At 55.2% G+C, this 21,725-nt stretch carries 16 protein-coding genes; 4 read left to right on the top strand and 12 right to left on the bottom strand.

Annotated elements, in window-relative coordinates; genetic code table 11:
• Positions 1 to 193 precede the first annotated feature (193 nt).
• The 5 genes from ACZ2IA_RS17690 to ACZ2IA_RS17670 all read right to left on the bottom strand — a co-directional run bounded on the left by ACZ2IA_RS17690 (position 194) and on the right by ACZ2IA_RS17670 (position 5,684).
• On the bottom strand, positions 194 to 1,288 hold the full coding sequence (locus tag ACZ2IA_RS17690) for a nucleotidyltransferase family protein (protein WP_470293912.1): 1,095 nt from the start codon (positions 1,286 to 1,288) through the stop codon (positions 194 to 196).
• Positions 1,285 to 1,911, bottom strand: a complete 627-nt coding sequence (locus ACZ2IA_RS17685; protein WP_470293911.1) for a Cap15 family cyclic dinucleotide receptor domain-containing protein — start codon at positions 1,909 to 1,911, stop codon at positions 1,285 to 1,287. The genes ACZ2IA_RS17690 and ACZ2IA_RS17685 overlap by 4 nt, the downstream gene beginning before the upstream one ends.
• A gap of 241 nt (positions 1,912 to 2,152) precedes the next feature.
• The gene (locus ACZ2IA_RS17680) at positions 2,153 to 3,880 is read right to left on the bottom strand and encodes a UvrD-helicase domain-containing protein (protein WP_470293910.1); all 1,728 of its coding nucleotides are present in this window, start codon (positions 3,878 to 3,880) and stop codon (positions 2,153 to 2,155) included.
• Entirely contained in the window at positions 3,877 to 5,196 is a 1,320-nt protein-coding gene (locus ACZ2IA_RS17675) for an ATP-dependent nuclease (RefSeq protein ID WP_470293909.1), read from the bottom strand. Before ACZ2IA_RS17675 ends, ACZ2IA_RS17680 begins: the two co-directional genes overlap by 4 nt.
• Before the next feature lie 221 nt (positions 5,197 to 5,417).
• Positions 5,418 to 5,684 (bottom strand): AAA family ATPase, encoded by a 267-nt coding sequence (locus ACZ2IA_RS17670; protein ID WP_470293908.1) that lies wholly within the window; start codon positions 5,682 to 5,684, stop codon positions 5,418 to 5,420.
• A gap of 849 nt (positions 5,685 to 6,533) precedes the next feature.
• On the opposite strand from ACZ2IA_RS17670, the gene ACZ2IA_RS17665 reads away from it, so the two are divergent.
• Positions 6,534 to 9,056: a UvrD-helicase domain-containing protein gene (locus tag ACZ2IA_RS17665; protein WP_470293907.1), complete on the top strand. Its 2,523-nt coding sequence runs from the start codon at positions 6,534 to 6,536 to the stop codon at positions 9,054 to 9,056.
• Positions 9,057 to 9,427: 371 nt separating this feature from the next.
• Here ACZ2IA_RS17665 and ACZ2IA_RS17660 read toward each other — a convergent pair whose 3' ends face one another.
• Genes ACZ2IA_RS17660 through ACZ2IA_RS17645 form a run of 4 tightly spaced genes read right to left on the bottom strand, consistent with a single transcriptional unit; the run spans position 9,428 to position 14,019 of the window.
• Positions 9,428 to 10,474: a TniQ family protein gene (locus ACZ2IA_RS17660; protein WP_470293906.1), complete on the bottom strand. Its 1,047-nt coding sequence runs from the start codon at positions 10,472 to 10,474 to the stop codon at positions 9,428 to 9,430.
• On the bottom strand, positions 10,464 to 11,318 hold the full coding sequence (locus ACZ2IA_RS17655; RefSeq protein ID WP_470293905.1) for a TniB family NTP-binding protein: 855 nt from the start codon (positions 11,316 to 11,318) through the stop codon (positions 10,464 to 10,466). Before ACZ2IA_RS17655 ends, ACZ2IA_RS17660 begins: the two co-directional genes overlap by 11 nt.
• 20 nt (positions 11,319 to 11,338) lie before the next feature.
• Complete coding sequence (locus ACZ2IA_RS17650; protein ID WP_470293904.1) at positions 11,339 to 13,270, bottom strand: TnsB C-terminal domain-containing protein; 1,932 nt, start codon at positions 13,268 to 13,270, stop codon at positions 11,339 to 11,341.
• The gene (locus ACZ2IA_RS17645; RefSeq protein WP_470293903.1) at positions 13,267 to 14,019 is read right to left on the bottom strand and encodes a TnsA endonuclease N-terminal domain-containing protein; all 753 of its coding nucleotides are present in this window, start codon (positions 14,017 to 14,019) and stop codon (positions 13,267 to 13,269) included. The genes ACZ2IA_RS17650 and ACZ2IA_RS17645 overlap by 4 nt, the downstream gene beginning before the upstream one ends.
• Positions 14,020 to 14,042: 23 nt before the next feature.
• Between ACZ2IA_RS17645 and ACZ2IA_RS17640 the strand changes: the two genes are divergently transcribed.
• Complete coding sequence (locus tag ACZ2IA_RS17640) at positions 14,043 to 15,620, top strand: DNA internalization-related competence protein ComEC/Rec2 (RefSeq protein WP_470293902.1); 1,578 nt, start codon at positions 14,043 to 14,045, stop codon at positions 15,618 to 15,620.
• Between the two features lie 65 nt (positions 15,621 to 15,685).
• On the opposite strand, the gene ACZ2IA_RS17635 is transcribed toward ACZ2IA_RS17640, so the two are convergent.
• Both ACZ2IA_RS17635 and ACZ2IA_RS17630 read right to left on the bottom strand, forming a co-directional pair.
• Entirely contained in the window at positions 15,686 to 16,465 is a 780-nt protein-coding gene (locus tag ACZ2IA_RS17635; protein WP_470293901.1) for a ParA family protein, read from the bottom strand.
• A 42-nt stretch (positions 16,466 to 16,507) separates the two neighbouring features.
• On the bottom strand, positions 16,508 to 16,981 hold the full coding sequence (locus ACZ2IA_RS17630; RefSeq protein ID WP_470293900.1) for a surface-adhesin E family protein: 474 nt from the start codon (positions 16,979 to 16,981) through the stop codon (positions 16,508 to 16,510).
• Between the two features lie 222 nt (positions 16,982 to 17,203).
• Here ACZ2IA_RS17630 and recQ point away from each other — a divergent pair, with 222 nt between their 5' ends.
• The gene (gene recQ / locus ACZ2IA_RS17625; protein ID WP_470293899.1) at positions 17,204 to 18,997 is read left to right on the top strand and encodes a DNA helicase RecQ; all 1,794 of its coding nucleotides are present in this window, start codon (positions 17,204 to 17,206) and stop codon (positions 18,995 to 18,997) included.
• Between the two features lie 131 nt (positions 18,998 to 19,128).
• Positions 19,129 to 20,346 (top strand): bifunctional glutamate N-acetyltransferase/amino-acid acetyltransferase ArgJ, encoded by a 1,218-nt coding sequence (gene argJ / locus ACZ2IA_RS17620; protein ID WP_470293898.1) that lies wholly within the window; start codon positions 19,129 to 19,131, stop codon positions 20,344 to 20,346.
• A 60-nt stretch (positions 20,347 to 20,406) separates the two neighbouring features.
• Here argJ and corA read toward each other — a convergent pair whose 3' ends face one another.
• Complete coding sequence (gene corA, locus ACZ2IA_RS17615; protein ID WP_470293897.1) at positions 20,407 to 21,378, bottom strand: magnesium/cobalt transporter CorA; 972 nt, start codon at positions 21,376 to 21,378, stop codon at positions 20,407 to 20,409.
• Between the last annotated feature and the right edge of the window lie 347 nt (positions 21,379 to 21,725).

Raw genomic sequence — 21,725 nt, 5'->3', positions numbered from 1 at the left:
TTGTTTTAGGTTCAGTGGCACTGAGTGATTGCAATTCTAGAATAAACTAGATCTCAAGTTGAGTATTTATTCTCGTTTTAACGGTTGATTTGGATGTTTTTCATAATTTATTTGACGTCACTGACGTGGTTCCAAAAAAAGCAATTAACACCGGAAAGGCATTAATTGCTTTTAAAGGTGTGAGTGAGACTATCTAAAGAAGAATCGCTTTAGCCAAGACCTGAGAGTATGGTTGATGATTCCAACTCCATAGAGGATTAAGCTCTCGATATATGTCCTGCGCTAATTGATCAACTTCTTTAAAAAGCTGGATGGTCGCAGTTAATTTTTCTTTCTTATCATAAATCAAACGAGATCCATCCGGCACTCTAAGAGAGTTGCGATATTTGTCGTTCTCAATAATGTACTTTAGGTGAAGACGTGCTCGGTCTACCAATAATAGATCGACCAAATAGGGTATAGTAAGCTCTTCCCTTGTCATGTGCCAAGAAATTGCTGCAATATCATAACTAGAGAGGTTGATATCGTTTGCCGAGTCATAGCGCAAATTTTTAAGTAAACGAATAACTTTACGTAATGCCCCTCCCGTTATGATGCACTTGTCTTTAATTGTTTCAATGTGCATGAACGGCCGGTTGTTCAACCGCGTTCCTGCATGGCTATCTAGAACATAAATTTCACGATAGCGTTTGTCATTGGTTTGTTTCCAGGCCACGGTATCGTGCCAATGTGATGGAACAACATCAACCATTCGTGAAAGAGAGCCACCTGAAAGGGTAATTGATTTACTTCCGGATGAATCAACTTTGGCGGCATAGTAGCGGCGCTCCAAAATGTTGATGGATTCCTTTCGTAAATCTTGAAGTTCTTCCGTTGCAGACTTTCCCTTGTAGTCAGAATAGGAGTATTGTCTGCTTGCCTCAGCATCAACGGTTATAAATCCATCGTGTAGTACAAGGAGGTCAATATCACTATTGCCACGAACATGCACATCAAGTGGCACTGAGCCTTGATACTCAAAGATGGCAGGAATATTGGCCGCGATTAAACCTTCTGAAAGGCGGTCCCGAACTCGGTTTCCTTCTGCATAGGTGTTCTGAGTGTACTCGTCATCGACACGTTGCATCGCGCCGAGTGCATATTTAACCGCTTCCGGTTGCTGGATTGAAGTAAATCTCTCTGATTTACGAAGTGTAGTGGATGCAGTTATTGAATCGAATGCACCACTTTTTGTATAGAGGCCCTGGCGACGATCACGCAGGCGCTGAATTTTTTCTGAATAGTTCATTTTGCCCCCTGAGCAATTTTAGTCAGTACCATATGGCCAAACGTATAGCGGCCCATTGAATTGAAATAATGACCCTCTGCACTTTCGCGTGAGGCATCAAAGATTAGCTCACAAAAACCTTGGTGCTTTTGTAGCTCTACCTGACCTGCTCGCGGATGATTTTGATAGCTATAGGAAAGTTTACTTCCGCCATCATGTGTTAGCAGAAGGGAGGCTGTTTCACTGGAGGAACCCGATTGAGCAGTTTTAAGCTCGACAGCTATGCGGTCCCATTTTTGAGAAATTATCAACTCTCCTTGCCAATCGAAGCGCGTGGAACCATCCTCGTTTAATGTGGCACCTTGGATTTTCCAGCGGCCACTGAGGTTTGGAATGTGGAGCACTCGATCCAGTAGGCGCCAACCGTAGCTGTTGAAGCCCCAATAAAGTACAAGGTAGGCGAGCCCTGTTGACAGGGTAAAGGTGGCAAGTGCGCCCTGGATCGATGTTGTCAGGTAGGGAGTTTGACTTAGCAAAGAAATGCCGTGCGTAACCAGGGGGGCGAGGATAACGGCCGCAGCACCGAGCCAGCGTCCTATTGCTGAGCGCTTATGGCCGATAATTGCATATTCGTGTGGTGTCATTTTTTACCCCCCATAATTTTTCTAGATTATGGCGAAGGGGTAAGAGTTCAAGAGGAGATTGTTGAGGGGGAAGAGGTGCCGGATTGTCACCCCGCCGGAACGCATCCTTGATGCCTAGATGTGGGCGCGCGAGTCAGGTGTACGTGACGGAGTAAAAGAAAGCCAGTGCTAGCTGGAAAGTTACCAAAGGCTGGCCGAACCGGAATGGCAATATCATTGGCCCTGCTGTTCATCACGGCTGTTACAGTGCGACCGATGATACAGACGCACCCGATGCCCGTAAGAGGCTCGCCAAGCGTCCTGACTGCGACTTGGGAGCGGCGATCACTAGCAGCCGCTGGGCGCGCGAGGCTCCGACATAGATCTTGCGCGCCTCCTCGCTGTTGTCGGCGGGGCTGCCGGTGCTCAGATAGTCGAGGATTCCCTTCGCCGTGCGTGACGACATCACCACGCATACCGCCGGAAATTCCTTGCCCTTCACGCTATGAATGGTGCGGGCGCAATGCCCGCTTGGCGGGGCGAAGGAGAGTGCCTTCGCCAGGTCAGCGTTGCGGCGGAGCAGCTGATTAATAGAACGGCCGTCGCCTGGTAGGAACGGGGCGAGCAGGCTGCGCGCATGGTCAAGCCAAGCGTCGGCCGTTGCGAAACGCATGGGGTCGTAGCGAAGCGCGTCGACCAAACCGAGCGCCTGCGGCCGCCATGAGTTCGGCTCGATGTCTGCGTCCAAGATATGCTGATGATATGTCTTGTCGTCAATGTGGCCTTCGAGCTCAAGCATGATTTTGTGGACCGCTTCGAGCGCTTCCTTCCTGCCTGCGAGCTCGAACGAAAAATGATAGTTACTAATCGCGACCGCCAGCCGGTAGCTCAGATTCTTAATGCCGTTGCCAGCGGGATGGCCTAGTGCGTTAGCACTACCGAGACGCGTCGCGGCCACGACCGGGCATTCGCGGGGATCAAGTCTGAGTGCTTCAGTCAGCTCGTGGAACTTTACCCCGACGCTGGCGGGTACGCTGTTGCCTGGGTAGGCCAAGATATAAACAGGAATTGGCTCGTCACGATAATCTCCAAGCGCCTCGTCGGTGATCGTGCGCAGGTCAGGTGCACGCAGTGCCACGATCGCCTTGGTGATATGCCGGCTCGACCGAAAATTGCCGGTCATTGGCAATTGCTCATCTCGTGTGAAGCTCTGGCCGAAGGCGAAGAGCTGTTCAGTCACGCCTCCGCGAAAGCCATAGATCGATTGGTGAGGGTCGCAGATTACTTTCACCGGAATATGGGCGGCGCGAAACCAGTTGATGATTTCAAGGTCTGTCGGATTGCAGTCCTGTGCCTCGTCTACGATCAGCTCCTGGAAGCGGGCTGCGAACGCGCGTGCCAATACAGGCGAGGAGACAGGGTCACACAGTCTGGCGAGTGCAATCTCACGGGCGTCATCGAAGTCCAGCTCGCCCTGTTCCAAGAAGCGAGTACGGATGTTGCGTGCGATGGTTTCGTATGCGTTAACGCGGCCCTGAAAGCCTAGTCGCTGGAGTGCCGCAGGAATCGCGTCACCCGTCGTGCGATCGAAGCATTTAAGTGGAAGTGCTTGAGCCGCAGCATAAGGCTGGATAGTGCGATCCCCCTTGTCTTGAATCAGGCGGGGCCGTGTCGTGCAGCCAGGCGCGCCGAATGGTGCGATCAGGAACTGCCAAAGGAAGCTATCAAATGTTCCGATGAAGTGGGGAAAGGCCGGCGTTTCGAGCACCCCTTCCCGGCGCAACCGCGCTTCCAGCTCGGATACGGCGGCTCGCGTGAAAGATAGGAAGGCAATGCCGCGCCCCGTCGAGCAATCGGCTAAGAGTTTTCGTGCCCGCTCCACCAGCACGCGAGTCTTACCAGCACCGGGGCAGGCAGAGACAAAAGCAGGACCGACATGGCCGATGATGCGGGCCTGCTCGTTCGTTGGTGCGAAGAGTTTGGCGTTCATTCAACTAGTGCATCGATCGCGCGCTTGAGGTAAGCGGGCACGATGAATGGCTGGCCATCATTGATCGCGTCAGCAAGAAGCTGGGCGAAGTCACCTTTGCGGGTCGACTCAAACAGCTTCTGTATCGCACGTGCTTGGGCGTCGCCGATCTCGGCGACGGCCGCGTTCCATTTGGCTTCGGAATGTGGGTGAAGTTGAAGATAGACGGTCTTCAGCAAGGCCTCGTTACCTGCGCGGACAAGCTCGGTCTCCAGCGAATATTGATTGATCACCACCTCGAGTAGTCCTGCTGCGCCGATTTTGGCTGCGATAGTTTCCAGTTTCGTCTTGCGCTGCGCGCCTGGGAGGGCCTTTCCCTCGGCTAGGTTGCCGCTATCGCCGTCAGTGAGCACCACCATGCGATCAGCAATGCGAACCTCGTTGAAAGGGGTCAGGAGTAGCTTCGCATAAGGCTCGAAGTCAACGCCATCGATCGGTACGAAGACAGCAGAGCGGAATAGCCGCAGCTTCTCAGGCTCATCTTTGAGCACGAGCTTCTTGGCTATGACGGGCAGGAGTAGCGCTTCCGCAATACCCTCGGCCAAGAGCACGCGCCCGCCGAACAAGAAAGCGGACTTGGTGACATCGAGATAGCGGTCAATCTTTCGGCGCTCGATCGGATCGAGCGCGAGCGAAGCCAGTGGAATACACCGTGTCTCACGCCGCGGTCGGGACTCGGCTGCAGCCACATCGACCTTGATGGCCCCAGCGGGCTCGACAGGTGCGGTCTCCTCCGGCAGGAAGGACCGGAAGAACACCAGTTTCTTGCTTTCTACCCATGCCGAAAGGTTGGGCGAATGGGTAGCGACGATGATCTGCAACTGACCTGCGGGCCCTTTATGGCCCGGCTTTGGTTGCCGTGACTTCTCTGCCTGTTCCTCGAGAAAGTTGAGCACGGCGGCCTGGAGTTGTGGATGGAGATGCGCCTCGGGCTCCTCGACCAGAAAAATGGTCAGATCGGCATCATTGACCTTTTCCAGCTCGACCGCGATCGTCGCCATGTATAGCAAGTTGGCATAACCATGCCCTGAGTAGCGCAGATCCTCGGGTTCTATGCCATGGTCTGCGAGCTTGAATCGCAGGTCACGCGCGATATCAATCAGCTTCTCATCATTGGCAAAGCCCAGTGACGCGGCCTGTCGGCGCACGCCGGAGGTGAGTGCGCTGAGGCCGACCTCAACGGCGCCTCCAACCTTTCCAAGGATTTCCGTTGAGTCATCGCGTCTCAGTGCCTGCGCTAGAGTCTCCGGATCCTCGCCGTCGAGGAAGTGATTCAAGAGTGCATAAATGCGGGTTGGATTGCCTGAGGCTAGCGCGCGCTTAGCGTCGCGGAGAGGTGGTAGGTAGACGTGCCGAACCATGTCATGACAGCCCGGTTCAGGAGAGCCTTGCTGCTGGCCTCCCCATAAGACCGGCCGCACTGGAAAGCGTCCGCTGCTTTCGTCATAGCGTAGCCCGAAGATGCAGCCCGTGATCGCGTGATCGGTCGCTGCCGAGATTAAGCGTCCTTGCTGCGGGGGCTCAGATCGTCGAAGCGGGCGATAAGTTCAAACTGGCGCTTGACGCTGCCAAATCGAATGTCTGTCGTCTCGCAATAAAGTTCGCGCCGACCACTCAGAGGCATTGTCAAAAGCCGAATGGCGTCGATCGCGTTGCTCTTACCGCCGTTATTCTCTCCAACGAAGATGGTGAGATCGCTACATAGGGGGATGTCAATTTGCTCGAACGAGCGGAAATTGTTGAGCGTCAATGTCTTCAGATACATCGTTTCTCCGGACCGATCCGATTTTTCTTCGCGTTCTGGTTGATCACTGTCAATGATCAGTCGTTTGCGGCTTTGGTATCAGCGACTCGGTGATGTCCTACCGACCGGGTGCAGGTTCAAGCTTAATGACCTGGCGCCACTGGTGCAATCCAGTTTACTAAGTAGCAAGTGTCGGGACGGGGATGTTCATCGCACGTGTGGTAGGGCTGCCCTCAGTGGCTGGCGAGCAAAGCAATGAGAGCATCACCACTACTTCCACTGGGCTTCATCGGATTTTGGCTCAAGGTTTTGCTTGATCTTGGCTTGTTGCTTAGTGGGCATCACATACCTGTAACGCTTTGTTCTCCACCATTTTTCACGGGGCAACGCTTCTTGCCACTTCAGGCAGATCTACCAATGACGCACGTAAACATAGCTTTATTAATTTCGGTATATTAACAACATCAACTTAAATACTTTCTAATTTCTTTTTTAAGCAATTTTGAAGAGAGGTCTACGAGACGCCCGGAGGACGCCTACAGGACATTTGTGGAATATGTCTTGGAGCCGCCGTTTTCATGCTCTCAGAATGATTGTCAACGGCTTGGAATTGTAGAAAAATGATTGAACATTGCTACATGAGAATGGAGAAGGGGCCATGATATCTATATCAGTGCTTTTGATGTCAGTTTGAGGGAAATGCCTGCCAATAAGCGCTCCTCATGTTCAATAGTCAAATCGCTCTGTGGTCTTGGGGCATTTCTATAGAGCCTAGTCTTTGTTAGGCCATCGGATTTCAATATTTCAAGCCTGTTTAACCGATATAAGTCGGCTGGGCATCTATTAATCATTCAATGTAAAGAGTATGAAATGGGCACTATTGATTCATATAAGAAAATCAAGCAACTCGTAGAAAAGGTGCCACCATTAATTGCAAAGTTAATCCCGGGTTATCTAGAGGAAGTTTGGGGTCGTGGATATCAGAATGGTTATGATGCCGGGAATAAGAAGGGGGAGAAGAAAGGTAAGGAGGACGGTTACAGCGATGGATATGAGAAAGGTGAGTCAGCAGGTGAAATAAAAGGGAGTCTAGCAGGATTTGAGAGAGGGTTAGAAGAGGGTAAAAATGTTTGGGTAATTGAGGATCGTCGAAAACCTGGTGCTCCAAAAGGGATAGATCAGTCTATATATGGGCCAGGGCGGTTTGAAATTACAGATGAAATGAAAGCTGCTATGCGCCATCAGGTTGCATTAGCAGTAGAGAATAAGCTCGTTGAGCCACCGACAGATGCGCAATGGAAAATGATCTTTGCTGATAATCCAGCCACATGCGTGATTGCGGGAGCTGGGTCTGGCAAATCAACTACGTTGGTTTTGCGAGTTGCATTTATGTTGGCTCATTTGAACGTTACACGTGAGGAAATTACAGTCGTATCGTTTACTACTGCGTCGTGTGAAGAGTTACGGCATTCTCTTATTTCGGTATTGGCTCATTGGCGCATCAAGTTGTCAGACAATGATGCCAAAGCATTAGTTAGGACATTTCACTCAGCGTTGTATCGTGTGGCTAAAAGAGTTTTTCCAGGGGCAGTATTTTTTGAAAACGTAGGACGGAAAAAGAAGAATGTGTTAGTGGCAGGCGGAAATAATGAAGAGGATGATGACGAAGAAGTAGAGAATATATTTTCTTCAGTTAAACTGAACGGAGAACAGCTTAGTCACGTAAAAGATGCTTATATTGATCTCTTTGGGAAAGACCCAGTTTTTCGCCAGCATGTCACGGCAATGCTAGAGCTGGAGTGCGCTCGTAATTTGGCGGAAAATAACCCGGAATTAGATTATAAGCAGTTTGCTATGACCCGTGCGGGGAAGAGAGATTTCCAATTAGTTAAAAAAATTAACGATGCGCTGAAGGAGAATGGGCTTTGGCCAAAAGAAGATATAATTGAGGGCCCAGTAGAAGCTTTTCGAGTTGATGGAGTTGTATTTTTTGCGAATGGCCGGGTAAAAAATTCTGGGATGCCAATATTCATTGGCGGCTTTGCTGGTGAGGATAGTTTATTTAATAAAGAGGAAGAGGTTTTTAATGAAGATGGCGGGGATGCATTTGGGGTGTATCAGTGCTTGAAAATGAAGAAGAACATCGTAGAAAGATATATGGGTGGTAGGAGTATTTATATCAATAGCAGGGCTGCTATTGGTCGGCTTGATTGGCGGTCAAAATACCTAGATAAGATGGTAAATGGAGTTTTGCCGGAGGCTCCAGTTTTTGACGTATTTTTAGATGGTGAAGTGAGCCCCTCATCAATCTTCGAAGCACTGTTTTCCCAGGCTGGATTTATCGAAAATATGGGAATGGAAGTCTCAGAAGCAATTGAGAAAATAGATGCTTTTCGTAGCAAATGCTTGGAGTATTACTTTTGCCATGCCATTACTCGGTATTGGAAGTATTTTAACGCCTATCTTGATGGCATGAAGATAATGACATTCAATCGTGCCTTTTTATTGTTATCTAATGGATGCGGAGAAAAAGCTAAAGCGCCAGACGTTGCTCTTCTGGAACCATTCCGACATCTTCTTATAGATGAATTTCAAGATATATCGCCGCAAATTGTCAATTGGTTGATTAGCTGTCAACGTTCGATCGTTGAGAAAGAAGAGAAAGGTAAGCTGGTCAGTATCATGGCGATAGGTGACGATTGGCAATCTATCTATGGATGGCGAGGTAGTGCTCCAGACTTTTTTATAGAATTTGATGACCATTTCCCTGTTCATTCCGAAATTAAGAAGGCAGAAAAATGCTTAATGATGGAGAATTTTAGATCCATTGGCGAGGTGGTTACTCATGGGGAGATAGTTTTGGGTCCAGTGAAGAACAAAACCCAAAAAAATTCTGTTATTACGCGTAAGACCCATGACGGTGATCATGGTGTGATACTAAATGAGTGTGAGGATTATTCGGATCAACGATTGCAGAAAATTGCTGATACGGTCATGGAACAGTATAAATTTGCATGTGGGTTAGAAAAGCCACACAAAAACAAAGTGATAGTCATGAGTAGGTCTAATGATGTAATTGATAAGGTTGAGGAGTTAATTGGCGATGTGCCAGGGATAGTATTCTATACTTATCATCGATCTAAGGGGCTGCAGGGCGAGGTGGCTGTCATGATAGAGGATTGCGGGTATGATAAAACGCATAAATTAAGAAATAGGGTATATGCAGCAACAGGCCTTTTTAAGAAAGGATATGACTATGATCAAGCGCAGACTGATGAGGCAATGAGATTGGCCTATGTAGGAATAACGCGTGGCAAGAGGCGTGTTTTCTGGTTTGTCGATGCGATTAGAGATAAGGGCGCAGCGCAAGTTCTTCGGCGCTCGCTCCGCTAGACTGTGACGTTTGTAGTGCGCCACCCTCATTTATAGTCGGATGTGGTAGCTTGATTGTGTATGTTCCAATATAGGGTCTATCCTTGGTCGCTGGGTCTCGGCCAAGGATGGCTTTCCATTCCTCAAGATCCTCTATTCTGTGGAAGTAACGAATGGCAGACTCTAGAGCGCATCCGGTTTCTGTATGGAATCTACGAGCGGCATCCCGGTGATCCCAGTCTAAGAGCTCTGAAGTTTTCGTTGTCCATTTCCTCTTTAAATTCTTAACAAGTAATCGAAGTAGATTTTTAGTTGTTTTTCTTCTGCTTGTTGCTGAAGATGTAGTTTCACTTTTCATGGTTAACTTATTGCCTGAATAGATGTTATTGATATTATTTTTGTTTGCAACGGGTTGTGATTGAGTGCGCTGCTTGTGTAAACCAATATGGGTAGCTCTCATGAGCGTCAGCAAGATCGATTAGGCGAAGGTTGGCCGTGTGACAATGTTCGATGAAATGTTCTGGCCAATTATTTAATAGTTCGTGAACTAATTCTAGAAGACGATACCGGTCATTGTGTCGTAACTCTTCAAATCGCGGTTTTAAGCTGCTTCTATGTTTTGGGGAGAAATTAGTGCTTTTTAGAGATTTAAGTATCGCGTCACGAAGTCGATGTCCCCCTCTATTGGAGGAAAGAGTGCGAAGAATTGGATGTAGGCCATTGAAAAAAAGGATAGGATAAGCTGGATGAGTATTCCCCAGGAGCGGCTTATTATTAATCATGACATCTTGTAGGGACTGTTGAAAGCTGAGTAGCGACGCTGATGCTATACGCAAGGGGCTATGTCGATCTCTCTTCCGATAATCGCCTGCGCAGCGTGGGCAAGTTACAGTTGGGAGGGTCTCAGGCAGTATTCTCGCTGTGAAGTCGGCCTCATGAAACGTCACGGGACCATGACATTGAGGGCAGGCATCTCTCAAATATGTCCGATGTTTTATGCAGGCAACAACAAATGATAGACGCCATTGACGGCGAAAATAGGGCATTGCATCTTCAGCCAAACAGAGTGCGCAATATTGTTGCCCGTGCAATTTCCAAGTTTGCCCTCTGCTTCCGATTGGAAGAATCCACTTCCAGCTTCCTAACAGTTGACACTTCTCAAAGAGCACTCCTTCGTAACTACGGAAGGTCGTCTCCAATACCCTATCAATGGGAGTTATGGTTTTTTTAGCTAAAGAGCTTATGAGCTCCTCACTACCTCCGCGATCTAAGTCAAGATGCCACGGGTTCCGTTTCATCCCAAGTTGCTGCAACCTAAACCTAGTTAGGTGCTGACCATTTCCCCATGCAAGGCGAACAAACCATGAAGACAACAATTCATCAGGTAATGGTTTGAATCTGACAAGTAGTACGTCATGAGAAAGGTGATTAACCAACACGGCGTCTCCGGTCAGATGGCGCGACCCAACCAAACTCGTCAAGAGCAGGTCTTGTGAGCCAATCTCCCAAAATTTGCTCAGTGCCGGAACGAATTGCGCGCTCTGCAAGGCGTCGCAGTAGCGTAAGCATGTCGCCAATTAGACCTTCGCCTGCAAGGAGTAGACGGTCAGGTATATCTTTGTCGCAAAGGTGTGATTCTTCTTTCAGTCCGAGTAAGGGCTCAAATGTCTTCAATAATCTTAAAAACTCGACGTTCAATTCCCAGCGATGTAGATAGACTGGCTCGAAGCGGTTGGCTAACTGGGGGTCGGAGCTAAGCGCACGCTGAGCTTCAATGGTGCCAGCTACTACGATTGGAATTCTGAGCTCATTGCCTAGGTAACGAATGGCGTTCAAAACGCGCTGTTGCTTAGAAATATTGCCGGCCAGGATGTTGTGAAAGTCATCCAGTAGTAGCATCTTTGTTTCTAAAGAGCGAAACAGGATTTTTATCCGCCTAAGCATGGAGTCGGGGTGCTCACGCGCAGGACCATCTACCGCTAGTTCTTGGAGGATTGCTCGGTAGAGGCGCCCTTCATTGGGCTCTGGTGGCGTTTGAACTAATAGTGTGGGAACCGAGGCCTTTTCCGAGTTTGGATCAGAACTTGGTAGATGATTCTTAAAAAAGTGGTTTAATAGAGTTGATTTGCCATTGTTTGAATCACCAATAATAGCTAAGTTGGGCATTCGATGAGTCTGTGGGTGGTTTAGCAGCGATTCGAGCTGCTGCCGAATATTGATAGCACGGGTATAGCCAATCCATTTCAAATTGTAGAGTGCGCGAATCCGTGCGTCGTTATCCAAGCTCATATCCGCCCTATCGTTCATAAGTCTTCCACGTCATCAAATGGAGCTAGCTCATCCGTTGATGGTAGCGAGGCACGGCTGGGAGCATTGAGTGGTTCTGCGGGGCTGGCGGGCTGATTGGTAGAGGTCGTGCGCACCGTTGGAGCTGTCGCAGCTGGTATCAGTGTGACGCCTAAACGTTTAAGGCGTTGTTGCTCCTTTTTCTTACGTTGGGTCAAATTTGAGGCGATATCCTCAATTCGGCGCATTTCTTCAAGGGCACTAAAAATGACGTTTTCGTCTTCCGCAGCCTTGCCCTGGCGAGCCAAGTATTTTTCGACTGCCTGCAGTTCCCAAAGCGTGATTGCCGGGTTGCTAGGGTTACGATAGGGGATAGGAAAATAACGTTTTAGCTTGGGGTCGAAGAAGTAGATAGTGCTGATATCACGTGGGTCACGCCGAAAAAGAAACTTGCGCTTTCTGCTTTTTGCCCCATTCTCTCGTGCGCCAATCCAGCATTGTAAAACATCCGAATAGTAATTTATGTTGTCGGCTTGGATCCCGTAAGGCTGGACCGTGCGTTCCAGTAGGGGGAGGAAGTCGAGGCGAAATTTCTCCATATCAGAGATGACCTGCAGGTAGCCAATCCCGGGTTGGGTCTCATCGCCTAATACTCCTTTTCTGAACTTCACGATGGGAGGCATGCCAATTCCTTCATGCTTTCCATGGTGATATACACCAAGGATCAGGTTGGCTAGCCATGTCTCAAATTCGGACAAAGTCATGGTTGCCTTGCCACTGGAGTCGTAATCTCCCCTGTCTTTCGTGTTTGAAAAGGTTGTTCCCTCCAGTCCATGAATTTCTTGTGCCAGTGTTCCCATCAGTCTCTCAATGTGTGCGCCATACTGTGGCTTGCGCAATTTTCGAAATTGAAGCGTTATCAAGTGTTCCTGGCAGGCCTGAAGAAGGGACTTCCCATGGAATTCTTTAGCATTATCGAGATGGATGACTCTGGGGCGCCCCATGCAGGGCCATGGATGAGATATATTTAACTGATGCAGCAATGATTTTTTCGATAGAACTGCATTGGTTATGCAGATGCCTGTGCCGAGTGTTCCTGGGGTGTTGAAGGAAACATACCAACCAACCACCATGCGACTGAAGGTGTCGATGGCTAGTGTGATCCATGGGCGTCCGATTGCGATGCGATGTATGTCATCAACCAAGATGAGATCAATCAAGGTATGGTCGATTTGGATTACATCGTAGGGTGTTTTCCCTTCAGGGAAGTTTCCTTCGATGGGCTGAAAGGCGCGAGCGGCCTCGGTACCATGCCGTCGATAAGCACGAACCTCGGGAGCAAACTGATTGACTCGATTACGGAACGTATTGAGATGTGGGCATTCGATATCTAGGCGCCGGCATATACCCCTAAGAACACGGTAACACTTGCGAATGGACGTGTTCTCGCGTTTCAAGTAGTGCTTCACGATGACATGCTCGATTAGCTGTTCTTGGCGCTCATCAAGCTTGCGGATGCCTGAGTCACTACGAGGGGGGCGGATTAGTGCGGAAACGGTCCAGGTCTCGCGGAATCGTTTAGCCCATCGGTAGAGGGTAGACAGTGTTGTGTCGTGTTTAAGTGCAATCGTTTGGGAGATCTCGGTGGTTTTATTTTTGGTGGTTAGGAGCTCGTGGACTGCTTCATAGCGTCGAATGGCCTCATCCCATGATTCTTCCGAAAGCGTTGCTAAGTCCGGTGCCTGATCCGTGGGATAGAGTGGAACAATGTCCTCCAAAGCTAGAACGACCTCTTGTCGGCTATTCAAGTTCAACGCCAATACCGAATCGAGGCTGATGAGGCGCCGAATAACATGGCGGATACCTTTAGCTTCCACTACGCAGCCTGGGCCGATTTCTCTATGAATTAGGGGCTGAAACTGTACCGTATTACTTTTATCAACACTCAACGCCTATCTCCTTCAGACTCTGGGATCCAAATGGGCGAGTTCATGGTAAGTGGACGAGACAGGTCGACACCAATGGCACATTGATTAACCAAAAACCAAATCCAAGGCAAAAGTTCTGCTTGTTCATCAGGATGGGAAGAAATCTTGGCCAAAATGTCGCGAGGCGTGGTCTTGCGTAATTGGTACAGCGCATCCTTTAGGATATTCTGGTGATTCTGCGACTCTGCTGTTAATGGCATGGCAGAACTGAAGCGCAACAGGAACCGAGCATTCTCGAGGTATGGAGTCTGGATTTCTTGTTCGGTCACAATCCGGAAGCGATATCCCATCATTCGGGTCCAGGCGATCGCAGCTTTGAAACGCGGCTTGAGATCCGCCCAATCTAGCTTTAAGAGGTTGCGTGGCTTCACCTCAAAGAGGGTGGGTACCAAGGTTGGATCTTGGATGACAAGCCACGGTTGATACCTAACTACTATGTCTGGTGTGTAGCGCCGCTCCGTACCATTTGAGGTGTCCCAGCGAATCGTTATAGGCTGAGCTGCGTAACTTTTGACGCGTTGATCAAACTCCTGAAGCGTCATGAAGTCCCGTTCAAGGAGGGATTCGAAGGGCTGGCTTACTGATGACTTGCTGGTGGGGAAGTGCCCCAGATTTTTAACCGGACTCATGCGTTCCTGACGGACCGGATGCTCTGTATCCATGCTGCCCAGTGGGGGCAGCCATTTCCGAGTGCTAGAAGGGCGCTTCATAAATTCTCCATCAGCAAGTTGCTTTGTACAGACTAGCAATTACTGATGTTTTTCACATCGCCAGCCTGGTGGCCGGCCTGCTGCGGCTGGTGTTGCGGCTGCGGCCGCCGCGCCGGATTGCTCCGCGGCTGGTGATCGCGCTGGCGGGGCTCGCGGCGGCGCTCGGCTACGCGCTGTTGGCCGGCTGGTCGGTGCCGACCCAGCGCACCTTCTATATGCTGGCCGCCGCGGTCTCGATGCTGCTGCTGCGCCGCGCGCTCGGCCCGTTCCGGATCTGGTGGAGCGCGCTGGCGCTGGTGTTGCTGGCCGACCCGTTCGCGGTGCTGGCGCCGGGGGTGTGGTTGTCGTTCGGCCTGGTCGCGGCGCTGATGGCGGTCAGCGTCGGCCGGCGCCGTCGCGCCGGACGCTGGCAGGAGGCGTTTCGCGGCCAGTGGGCGGCGCTGGTGATGTCGCTGCTGCCGCTGGCGCTGTTCTTCAACGGCGTGCCGCTGGTGTCGCCGCTCGCCAACGCGCTGGCGATCCCGTATGTATCGTCGCTGCTCACCCCGCTGGCGCTGGTGGCGGTGTTCATCCCGTGGGACGGGCCGCTGCGGCTGGCCGGTTGGCTCGCCGACGGTTTCTACTGGGCGGTCGACCTGTCGCTGCCGTACGCACCGCTCTGGGCGCAGCCGGGGGTGCCGTGGCCGGTGGCGGTACTGGCGTTCGTGGGCTCCTTGTGGCTGATCGCGCCGCGCGGCGTGCCCGGGCGGCTGGGCGGGGCGCTGCTGGTGCTGCCCTTGCTGCTGTATCGGCCGCCACCACCGGCGCCGGGCCAGCTGCGCGCGACGCTGATCGACGTCGGCCAGGGCCTGTCGATGCTGGTCGAAACCAGCAGCCATACGCTGCTCTATGACACCGGAGCGGGAGATGCCGGCCGCATCGTGCTGCCGCAGCTGACTGGCTTGGGGGTGAAACGGCTCGACGTACTGCTGCTGTCGCACCACGACAACGACCACGACGGCGGCGCCGCGAGCCTGTTGGCCGCCATGCCGGTCGACACCCTGCTCGCCGGCCAGCCGGAAAGCCTGCCCGACGCGCACCCGGCCGCGCAGGCCTGCCAGGCCAATCAGAGCTGGGCGTGGGACGGTGTGCGCTTCGACGTGCTGGCGCCGCGCGAAGGCGATGTCATTGCTGAGGACAACGCCGCCAGCTGCGTGCTGCGCATCGCCACAGCGCGCCAGGCGCTGCTGCTGCCCGGCGACCTGCCGGGGCGCCAGGAGCAGGCGTTGGCCGAACGCTACGGCTCCGCGTTGCAGAGCACGGTCCTGGTCGCGTCGCACCACGGCAGTCGTTACTCGTCGGGTGCCGACTGGCTGGCGACGGTGGCGCCGCGCCACGTGCTGCTCAGCGCCGGCTACCGCAACCGTTACCACCACCCGCACCCGGACACGCTGGCGCGGGTCGCCGACAGTGGCGCTGTGGCATGGCGTAGCGACTGGCAGGGCGAGCTGACGCTAGAGGTGGGTGATACGGTGGCGATCAGCGGCTGGCGCGAGCAGTCGCCGCGGTTCTGGCGGCGCCGGCCGGGCTCGGACGGTCGTTTGGGTGAAGATGGGGAGTGAGTATCGGGGCGGTAAGCTAAAACGGCGGCCACAGGCCGCCGTCGTTTAGGCGTGATCTTGCCTAGTCAGGCGTGGCCGGCGCCCAACTGGCGATACAGCGCCTCGAACTCCAGCGTCAGCTTGTGGCGCGGGTCGAACCACGGCAAGGGGCTGGCCGCCTCGTGCGATTCGCGGATCCGCACCGAGCTCGACAGCGGCGCGTCGAGCACCGGCAGGCCGTCGGCCTTCAGCTCGGCGACCAGCCGCACCGGCAGGCTGGCGCGCGGCTGGAACTGGTTGACCACGATGCCTTCCACCTGCAGTGCCGGGTTGTGGTCGGTGCGGATTTCGTCGACGCTGTCGATCAGGCCGTACAAGGCCTGGCGCGAGAACGCGTCGCAGTCGAACGGGATCAGGCAGCGGTTGGCGGCGATCAGCGCTGAGCGGGTGTAGAAGTTCAGCGCCGGCGGGGTGTCGATCCAGATCTCGTCGTAGTCGGCGGCCAAGGTGTCGAGCGCCTCGCGCAGCTTGAACATCTTGTAGCGCGACTCGAGCTTGACCATCAGTTCGGCCAACTCCGGGTGCGAGGCGATCAGGTGCAGGCCGGCAAACGGCGTCTCGGTGACGAAGGCCTGCGGCGGCTGGCCGTACAGGCTGATCGCCAGCATCTCGTTGAACAGCCCGACGGCGTGCACGGCCGGCGTGGCATTGCCTAACAGGTAGTGGCTGCTGTTGCCCTGCGGGTCGAGGTCGAGCAGCAGCACGCGCTTGCCCTGACGCGCGGCCACCGCGGCGAGGTTGACGGTGATGGTGGTCTTGCCGACCCCGCCCTTTTGGTTGAATACCACACGACGGATCGCGTACATAAGGTCCCCTTGCTGTCGAAGAGGCCGGCAAGCCGGCGCGGCTTAGCTGCCCTGGTTGTTACAGACGAACTGCATCTGCTGGTAGCTCGCCGAGTTCTGTACCACCGGCATCGGTTTTATCTGGTCGGCATTATAAGTGAAGCTGGCGATCTGCCGGTTCGATTCGTCGTACAGCGCCATCGAGGCGAGGCGGAAGGTACGGCTCTGGCAGTCGATCTGCCACTGGTTGATCGAGTACTTGTGCACCGGGGTCGACAGGAAGTTTTCCTTCTTCGGGTTGAAGATGGTCTTCTTGTCGCGGAAGCTTACCAGCGGGCCCTCGCGCTTGATCGACAGCTTGTCGATCTCGTTGAGGATGTTGCCGTTGGGCGACACGCCGAGGTTCTGCCAGTCGGCGTTGGCGTCGACCGGCGCCTTGGCGGGGCGGGTCGCGGTCGGGGTCTTGGTGGACGGGGCACTGGCGCAGCCGGCGAGCACGCCGGCGACGAGGGCCAGGGCCAGGAAACGCTGGAACATGAAAACCTCCTGATCAATCGCGCCCAGTGTCGCACAGCGCGCACGCGGCGCAAACCGCCGCCGGCTTCGGCAGTTTCACCACAGCCATGCCCGACGGCTGAAGCCGCGCCCACCGGCCGTTTCGGCCAGCCTCGGTGCCTCGCCGCCGCCAGCGGCCGCATGCCAGGACGGCAAGCGCCGCCCCATGCCGTACAATGGCGGCCTCTTTGCGGAATGGTTTCGATGCAGGACGCGCTTACTCTTCTCAATACCGTATTCGGTTACCCGGCGTTTCGCGGCCGTCAGGCCGAGATCGTCGACCGGGTCGCCGGCGGCGGCCACGCGCTGGTGCTGATGCCGACCGGCGGCGGCAAGTCGCTGTGCTTCCAGATTCCGGCGCTGTTGCGCGACGGCGTCGCCATCGTCGTGTCGCCGCTGATCGCGCTGATGCAGGACCAGGTCGCCACGCTTACCGAGCTGGGCGTCGCCGCGGCGTGCCTGAATTCCGCCACCGCGCCGGACGACGCGCGCGACATCGCCCGCCGTGCCCGCACGGGCGAGCTCGACCTGCTCTACGTCGCGCCGGAGCGGCTGCTCACGCCGCGCTTCCTCGACTTTCTCGACGACGTGCCGATCTCGCTGTTCGCGATCGACGAGGCGCACTGCGTGTCCCAGTGGGGCCACGACTTCCGCCCCGAATACCAGCAGCTCGGCCTGTTGGCCGAACGTTGGCCGAACGTGCCGCGCATTGCGCTGACCGCCACCGCCGACGCGCAGACCCGCGAGGACATGCTGCACTTCCTGAAATTGCAGGACGCGCAGCAGTTCATCACCAGCTTCGACCGCCCCAATCTGTTCTATCAGGTGGTGGAGAAGCACAACGCCAAGAAGCAGCTGCTCGGCTATATCCAGAACGAACACGCCGGCTCGTCGGGCATCGTCTACTGTCTGTCGCGCAAGCGCGTCGAAGACACCGCCGCCTGGCTGGTCGACAACGGCATCAACGCGCTCGCCTACCATGCCGGCATGAGCCACCAGGCGCGCGACGCCAACCAGCGTCAGTTCCTGCGCGAGGACGGCGTGGTGATGTGCGCCACCGTCGCATTCGGCATGGGAATCGACAAGCCGGACGTGCGCTTCGTCGCGCACCTGGACATGCCCAAGAGCCCGGAAAACTTCTACCAGGAATCGGGCCGCGCCGGCCGCGACGGCCTGCCGGCCAGCAGCTGGCTGTGCTACGGCCTGAACGACCTGGTGCTGCTGAAACAGATGATCGTCGCCGGCGAGATGGCCGAGCTGCAGAAGCAGGTCGAGATCGGCAAGCTCGACGCGATGCTGGCATTCTGCGAAACCGCCAGCTGCCGCCGCCAGCAGATCCTGTCGCACTTCGGCGAGACCATCAAACCCTGCGGCCACTGTGACAACTGCCTGGCGCCGCCGATCACCTTCGACGCGACCTTGCCGGTGCAGAAGCTGCTGTCGTGCATCTACCGGGTCGGCCAGCGTTTCGCCGCCAGCCACGTGATCGACGTGCTGCGCGGCAAGGAGTCGAGCCTGGCCGAACAGTGCGGTCATACCAAGCTGTCGACCTTCGGCATCGGCAAGGACCACAGCGAGCGCGCCTGGCGCGCGATGGTGCGCCAGCTGGTCGCGCAGAAGCTGCTCGACGTCGACCTGACCCGCGGCCAGTCGCTGGTGCTGACCGATACCAGCCGGCCGGTGCTCAAGGGCGAACAGAAGGTCTATCTGCGCCCGCTCGCGGACGACAAGGCACCGCGCGTCGCCAGCACCGACCGCTGGCTGCGCACCGAGCGCGAGGAGCGGCTGTGGCAGGCGCTGCGCCGCTGGCGCAAGGAACGCGCCGACGAGCACAACGTGCCGGCCTACGCGGTGTTCTCCGACCGCACGCTGCGCGACCTGATCGAGAAGCGCCCGGGCAGTCTCGCCGAGCTGGGCAAGGTGCACGGTGTCGGCGAGCTGAAGCTGGCGCGCTACGGCGCGGCGCTGCTCGAGCTGTTCGCCGCAGTCGACGGCTGAACGGATTCCGGACTCGGCCCTTTGCATCTCTATATAGAGTGGGGTTTTCACCGGCAGATCGACCGTTCTTGGCCGGCCGATTCCCGCTACAATCGATGGCGATAATTTCAAGCTCCCGAGGAGAAGCTCTAATGGCAGTCAATCTCAGCGTCAAATCCGCCGAACAACTGGCCCCGGTCGGCGGGGTCGAACTGTTCGTCGCCGAAGCCGGCATCAAGACCGCCGGTCACAAGGACGTGCTGGTGATCCGCCTCGACAAGGGCAACACCGTCGCCGGCGTGTTTACCCAGAACCGCTTCTGCGCCGCGCCGGTGCAGCTGTGCAAGGAATATCTCGCCAACAACGCGCAGATCCGCGCGCTAGTCATCAACACCGGCAACGCCAACGCAGGCACCGGCGAACAGGGCCGCGAACGCGCCCGCGCCGTCTGTGCTGCCGTCGCCGCCGAGCTCGGTTGCGAGGCCAACCAAGTTCTGCCGTTCTCCACCGGCGTGATCCTCGAGCCGCTGCCGGTCGACAAGATCGCCGCCGCCTTGCCCAAGCGCCGTGCCAGCAACTGGGCCGAAGCCGCCGAAGCGATCATGACTACCGACACGCTGCCGAAGGCCGCCACCCGCGTGCTCGACATCGACGGCCATAAGGTCACCCTGACTGGCATCGCCAAGGGCTCGGGGATGATCCACCCGAACATGGCGACCATGCTCGGCTTCGTCGCCACCGACGCGGCGATCATCCGCCCGCTGCTCGAGCAGCTGGTCAAGGAGGTCGCCGATCCGTCGTTCAACAGCATCACCGTCGACGGCGACACCTCGACCAACGACAGCTTCATCCTGATTTCCACCGGCAAGAGCACGCTGCCGCTGGTCGATTCGGCCAACCTGCCGGCCTATGCCCAGCTCAAGGCCGCGCTGATCGACATCGCCACCGAGCTCGCGCAGGCGATCATCCGCGACGGCGAGGGCGCCACCAAGTTCATCACCGTCAAGGTCGACGGCGGCCGCTCGGTCGCCGAATGCAAGGCGGTCGCCTACGCCATCGCCAAGTCGCCGCTGGTGAAGACCGCCTTCTTCGCCTCCGACCCGAACCTCGGCCGGCTGCTGTGCGCGATCGGCTACGCCGGCGTCAACGACCTGGACGTCGACCGGCTCGAACTGTATCTCGACGACGTGCTGGTCGCCGTCGATGGCGGCCGCAACCCCGCCTATAAGGAAGAGGACGGCCAGCGCGTGATGAACCAGGCCGAGATCACCGTGCGCGCGGTACTCAATCGTGGCGCCGCCAGCGCCACCGTCTGGACCTGCGACTTCTCCTACGACTATGTGAAGATCAACGCCGACTACCGTAGTTGAGTCTGATCGCGCACATAGAGAAACAGGCCGGGCATTGCCCGGCCTGTTTTGTTTGTGGCGTCACATCCAGCCGACGCGCTTGAAGCGCCACCACAGCGCGATATCCAGAGCGACCATCACGATCACCGCCACTGGGTAGCCGTAGTCCAGCTGCAGCTCGGGCATGTCCTTGAAGTTCATCCCGTACACGCCGGCGATCAGCGTCGGCATCGCGAACAGCGCGCCGTAGGCGGCGAACTTCTTGGTGATCGCCGAATCTTCGAGCGAAACCAGCGACAGATTCACCTGGATCGCGGTGTTCAGCATGTCGCGGATCGCCTCCACATGTTTCACGATCCGCTCGAGGTGGTCGTAAATGTCGCGGTAGTACTCGTGCATGCCGACGCACACCTGCGGCACCCGCCCGCCGAACAGCTTGCCGACCGCCTCCTCCAGCGGCGAGGTACTGTGCTGGACCAGCATCAGCTTGCGCTTCAACTCGTACAACGCCTCGATGTTGTCGCGTGCCGAGCTGCCCTTGGTGAACATCCGCTCCTCGATCCGCTCCAGCTCCTCTTCCAGTGCACGGATCACCGGGAAGTAGCGGTCGACCACCGCGTCCATCAGCGCGTACAGCACGAAACCCGAACCGAACTTCAACAGGTGCGGTTCGCGTTCGCAGCGGGCGCGCACGTTCAGGAAACCGAGATTGGTGCGGCTGCGGATCGACAGTACATAGTTGGCGCCGACGAACACGTCCACCTCGCCGATGCGCACCTGGCCGGACTCGTCGAGCTCCAACAGGTGCAGCACCACGAACAGCATGTCGCCGTATTCCTCGATCTTCGCCAACTGGTGGCCGCTCCTGGCGTCTTCCACCGCCAGTTCGTGCAAGCCGAATTCTTCGCGCATCTCCTCCAGTTCGCTCGGCTCGGGGTCCTTCAGCGCGACCCAGACGAAGCAGTCGGGGCGGATCACATAGTCACTGATGTCCGTCTGCGAAATGTCCGCCAACTTCTTTCCGTCCTGATAGGCGGCGCAATTGATCAACATGCGGTTTCCTCATCACGGCGTGCAGCAGGCCAAGGTGGGCAGGGTTCCAAGTACAGAATAGGCTAGGCCAAGCCACGCTTGGCGCGTGGACGGGGTCGTTGGTGCCCGGGCAGGCGGGCGTTCCGGCAGGGTAACGCCGCTCTGGGTATGACTGATTTATTACCCTTAATGGATAGTTATTTGTAAAACAGCGGCTTATCTGTTGGTATTTTCAAAACGGTCGGAAATGTGAAGTTTTTTCGGAAAAGGTGTTGACGGAGGCAGGGCGGCTCGGTATAGTTCGCCTCCTCTGCTGCTGACACAGCGAAACGAAGCCAGTCAGCCGCAACTGCTCTTTAACAGAACGA

This window comes from Crenobacter sp. CS_VA4 (assembly GCF_055597485.1).
Note: the sequence above shows the minus strand (reverse complement) of the source record. Positions and strands in the feature narration are given on the sequence as shown.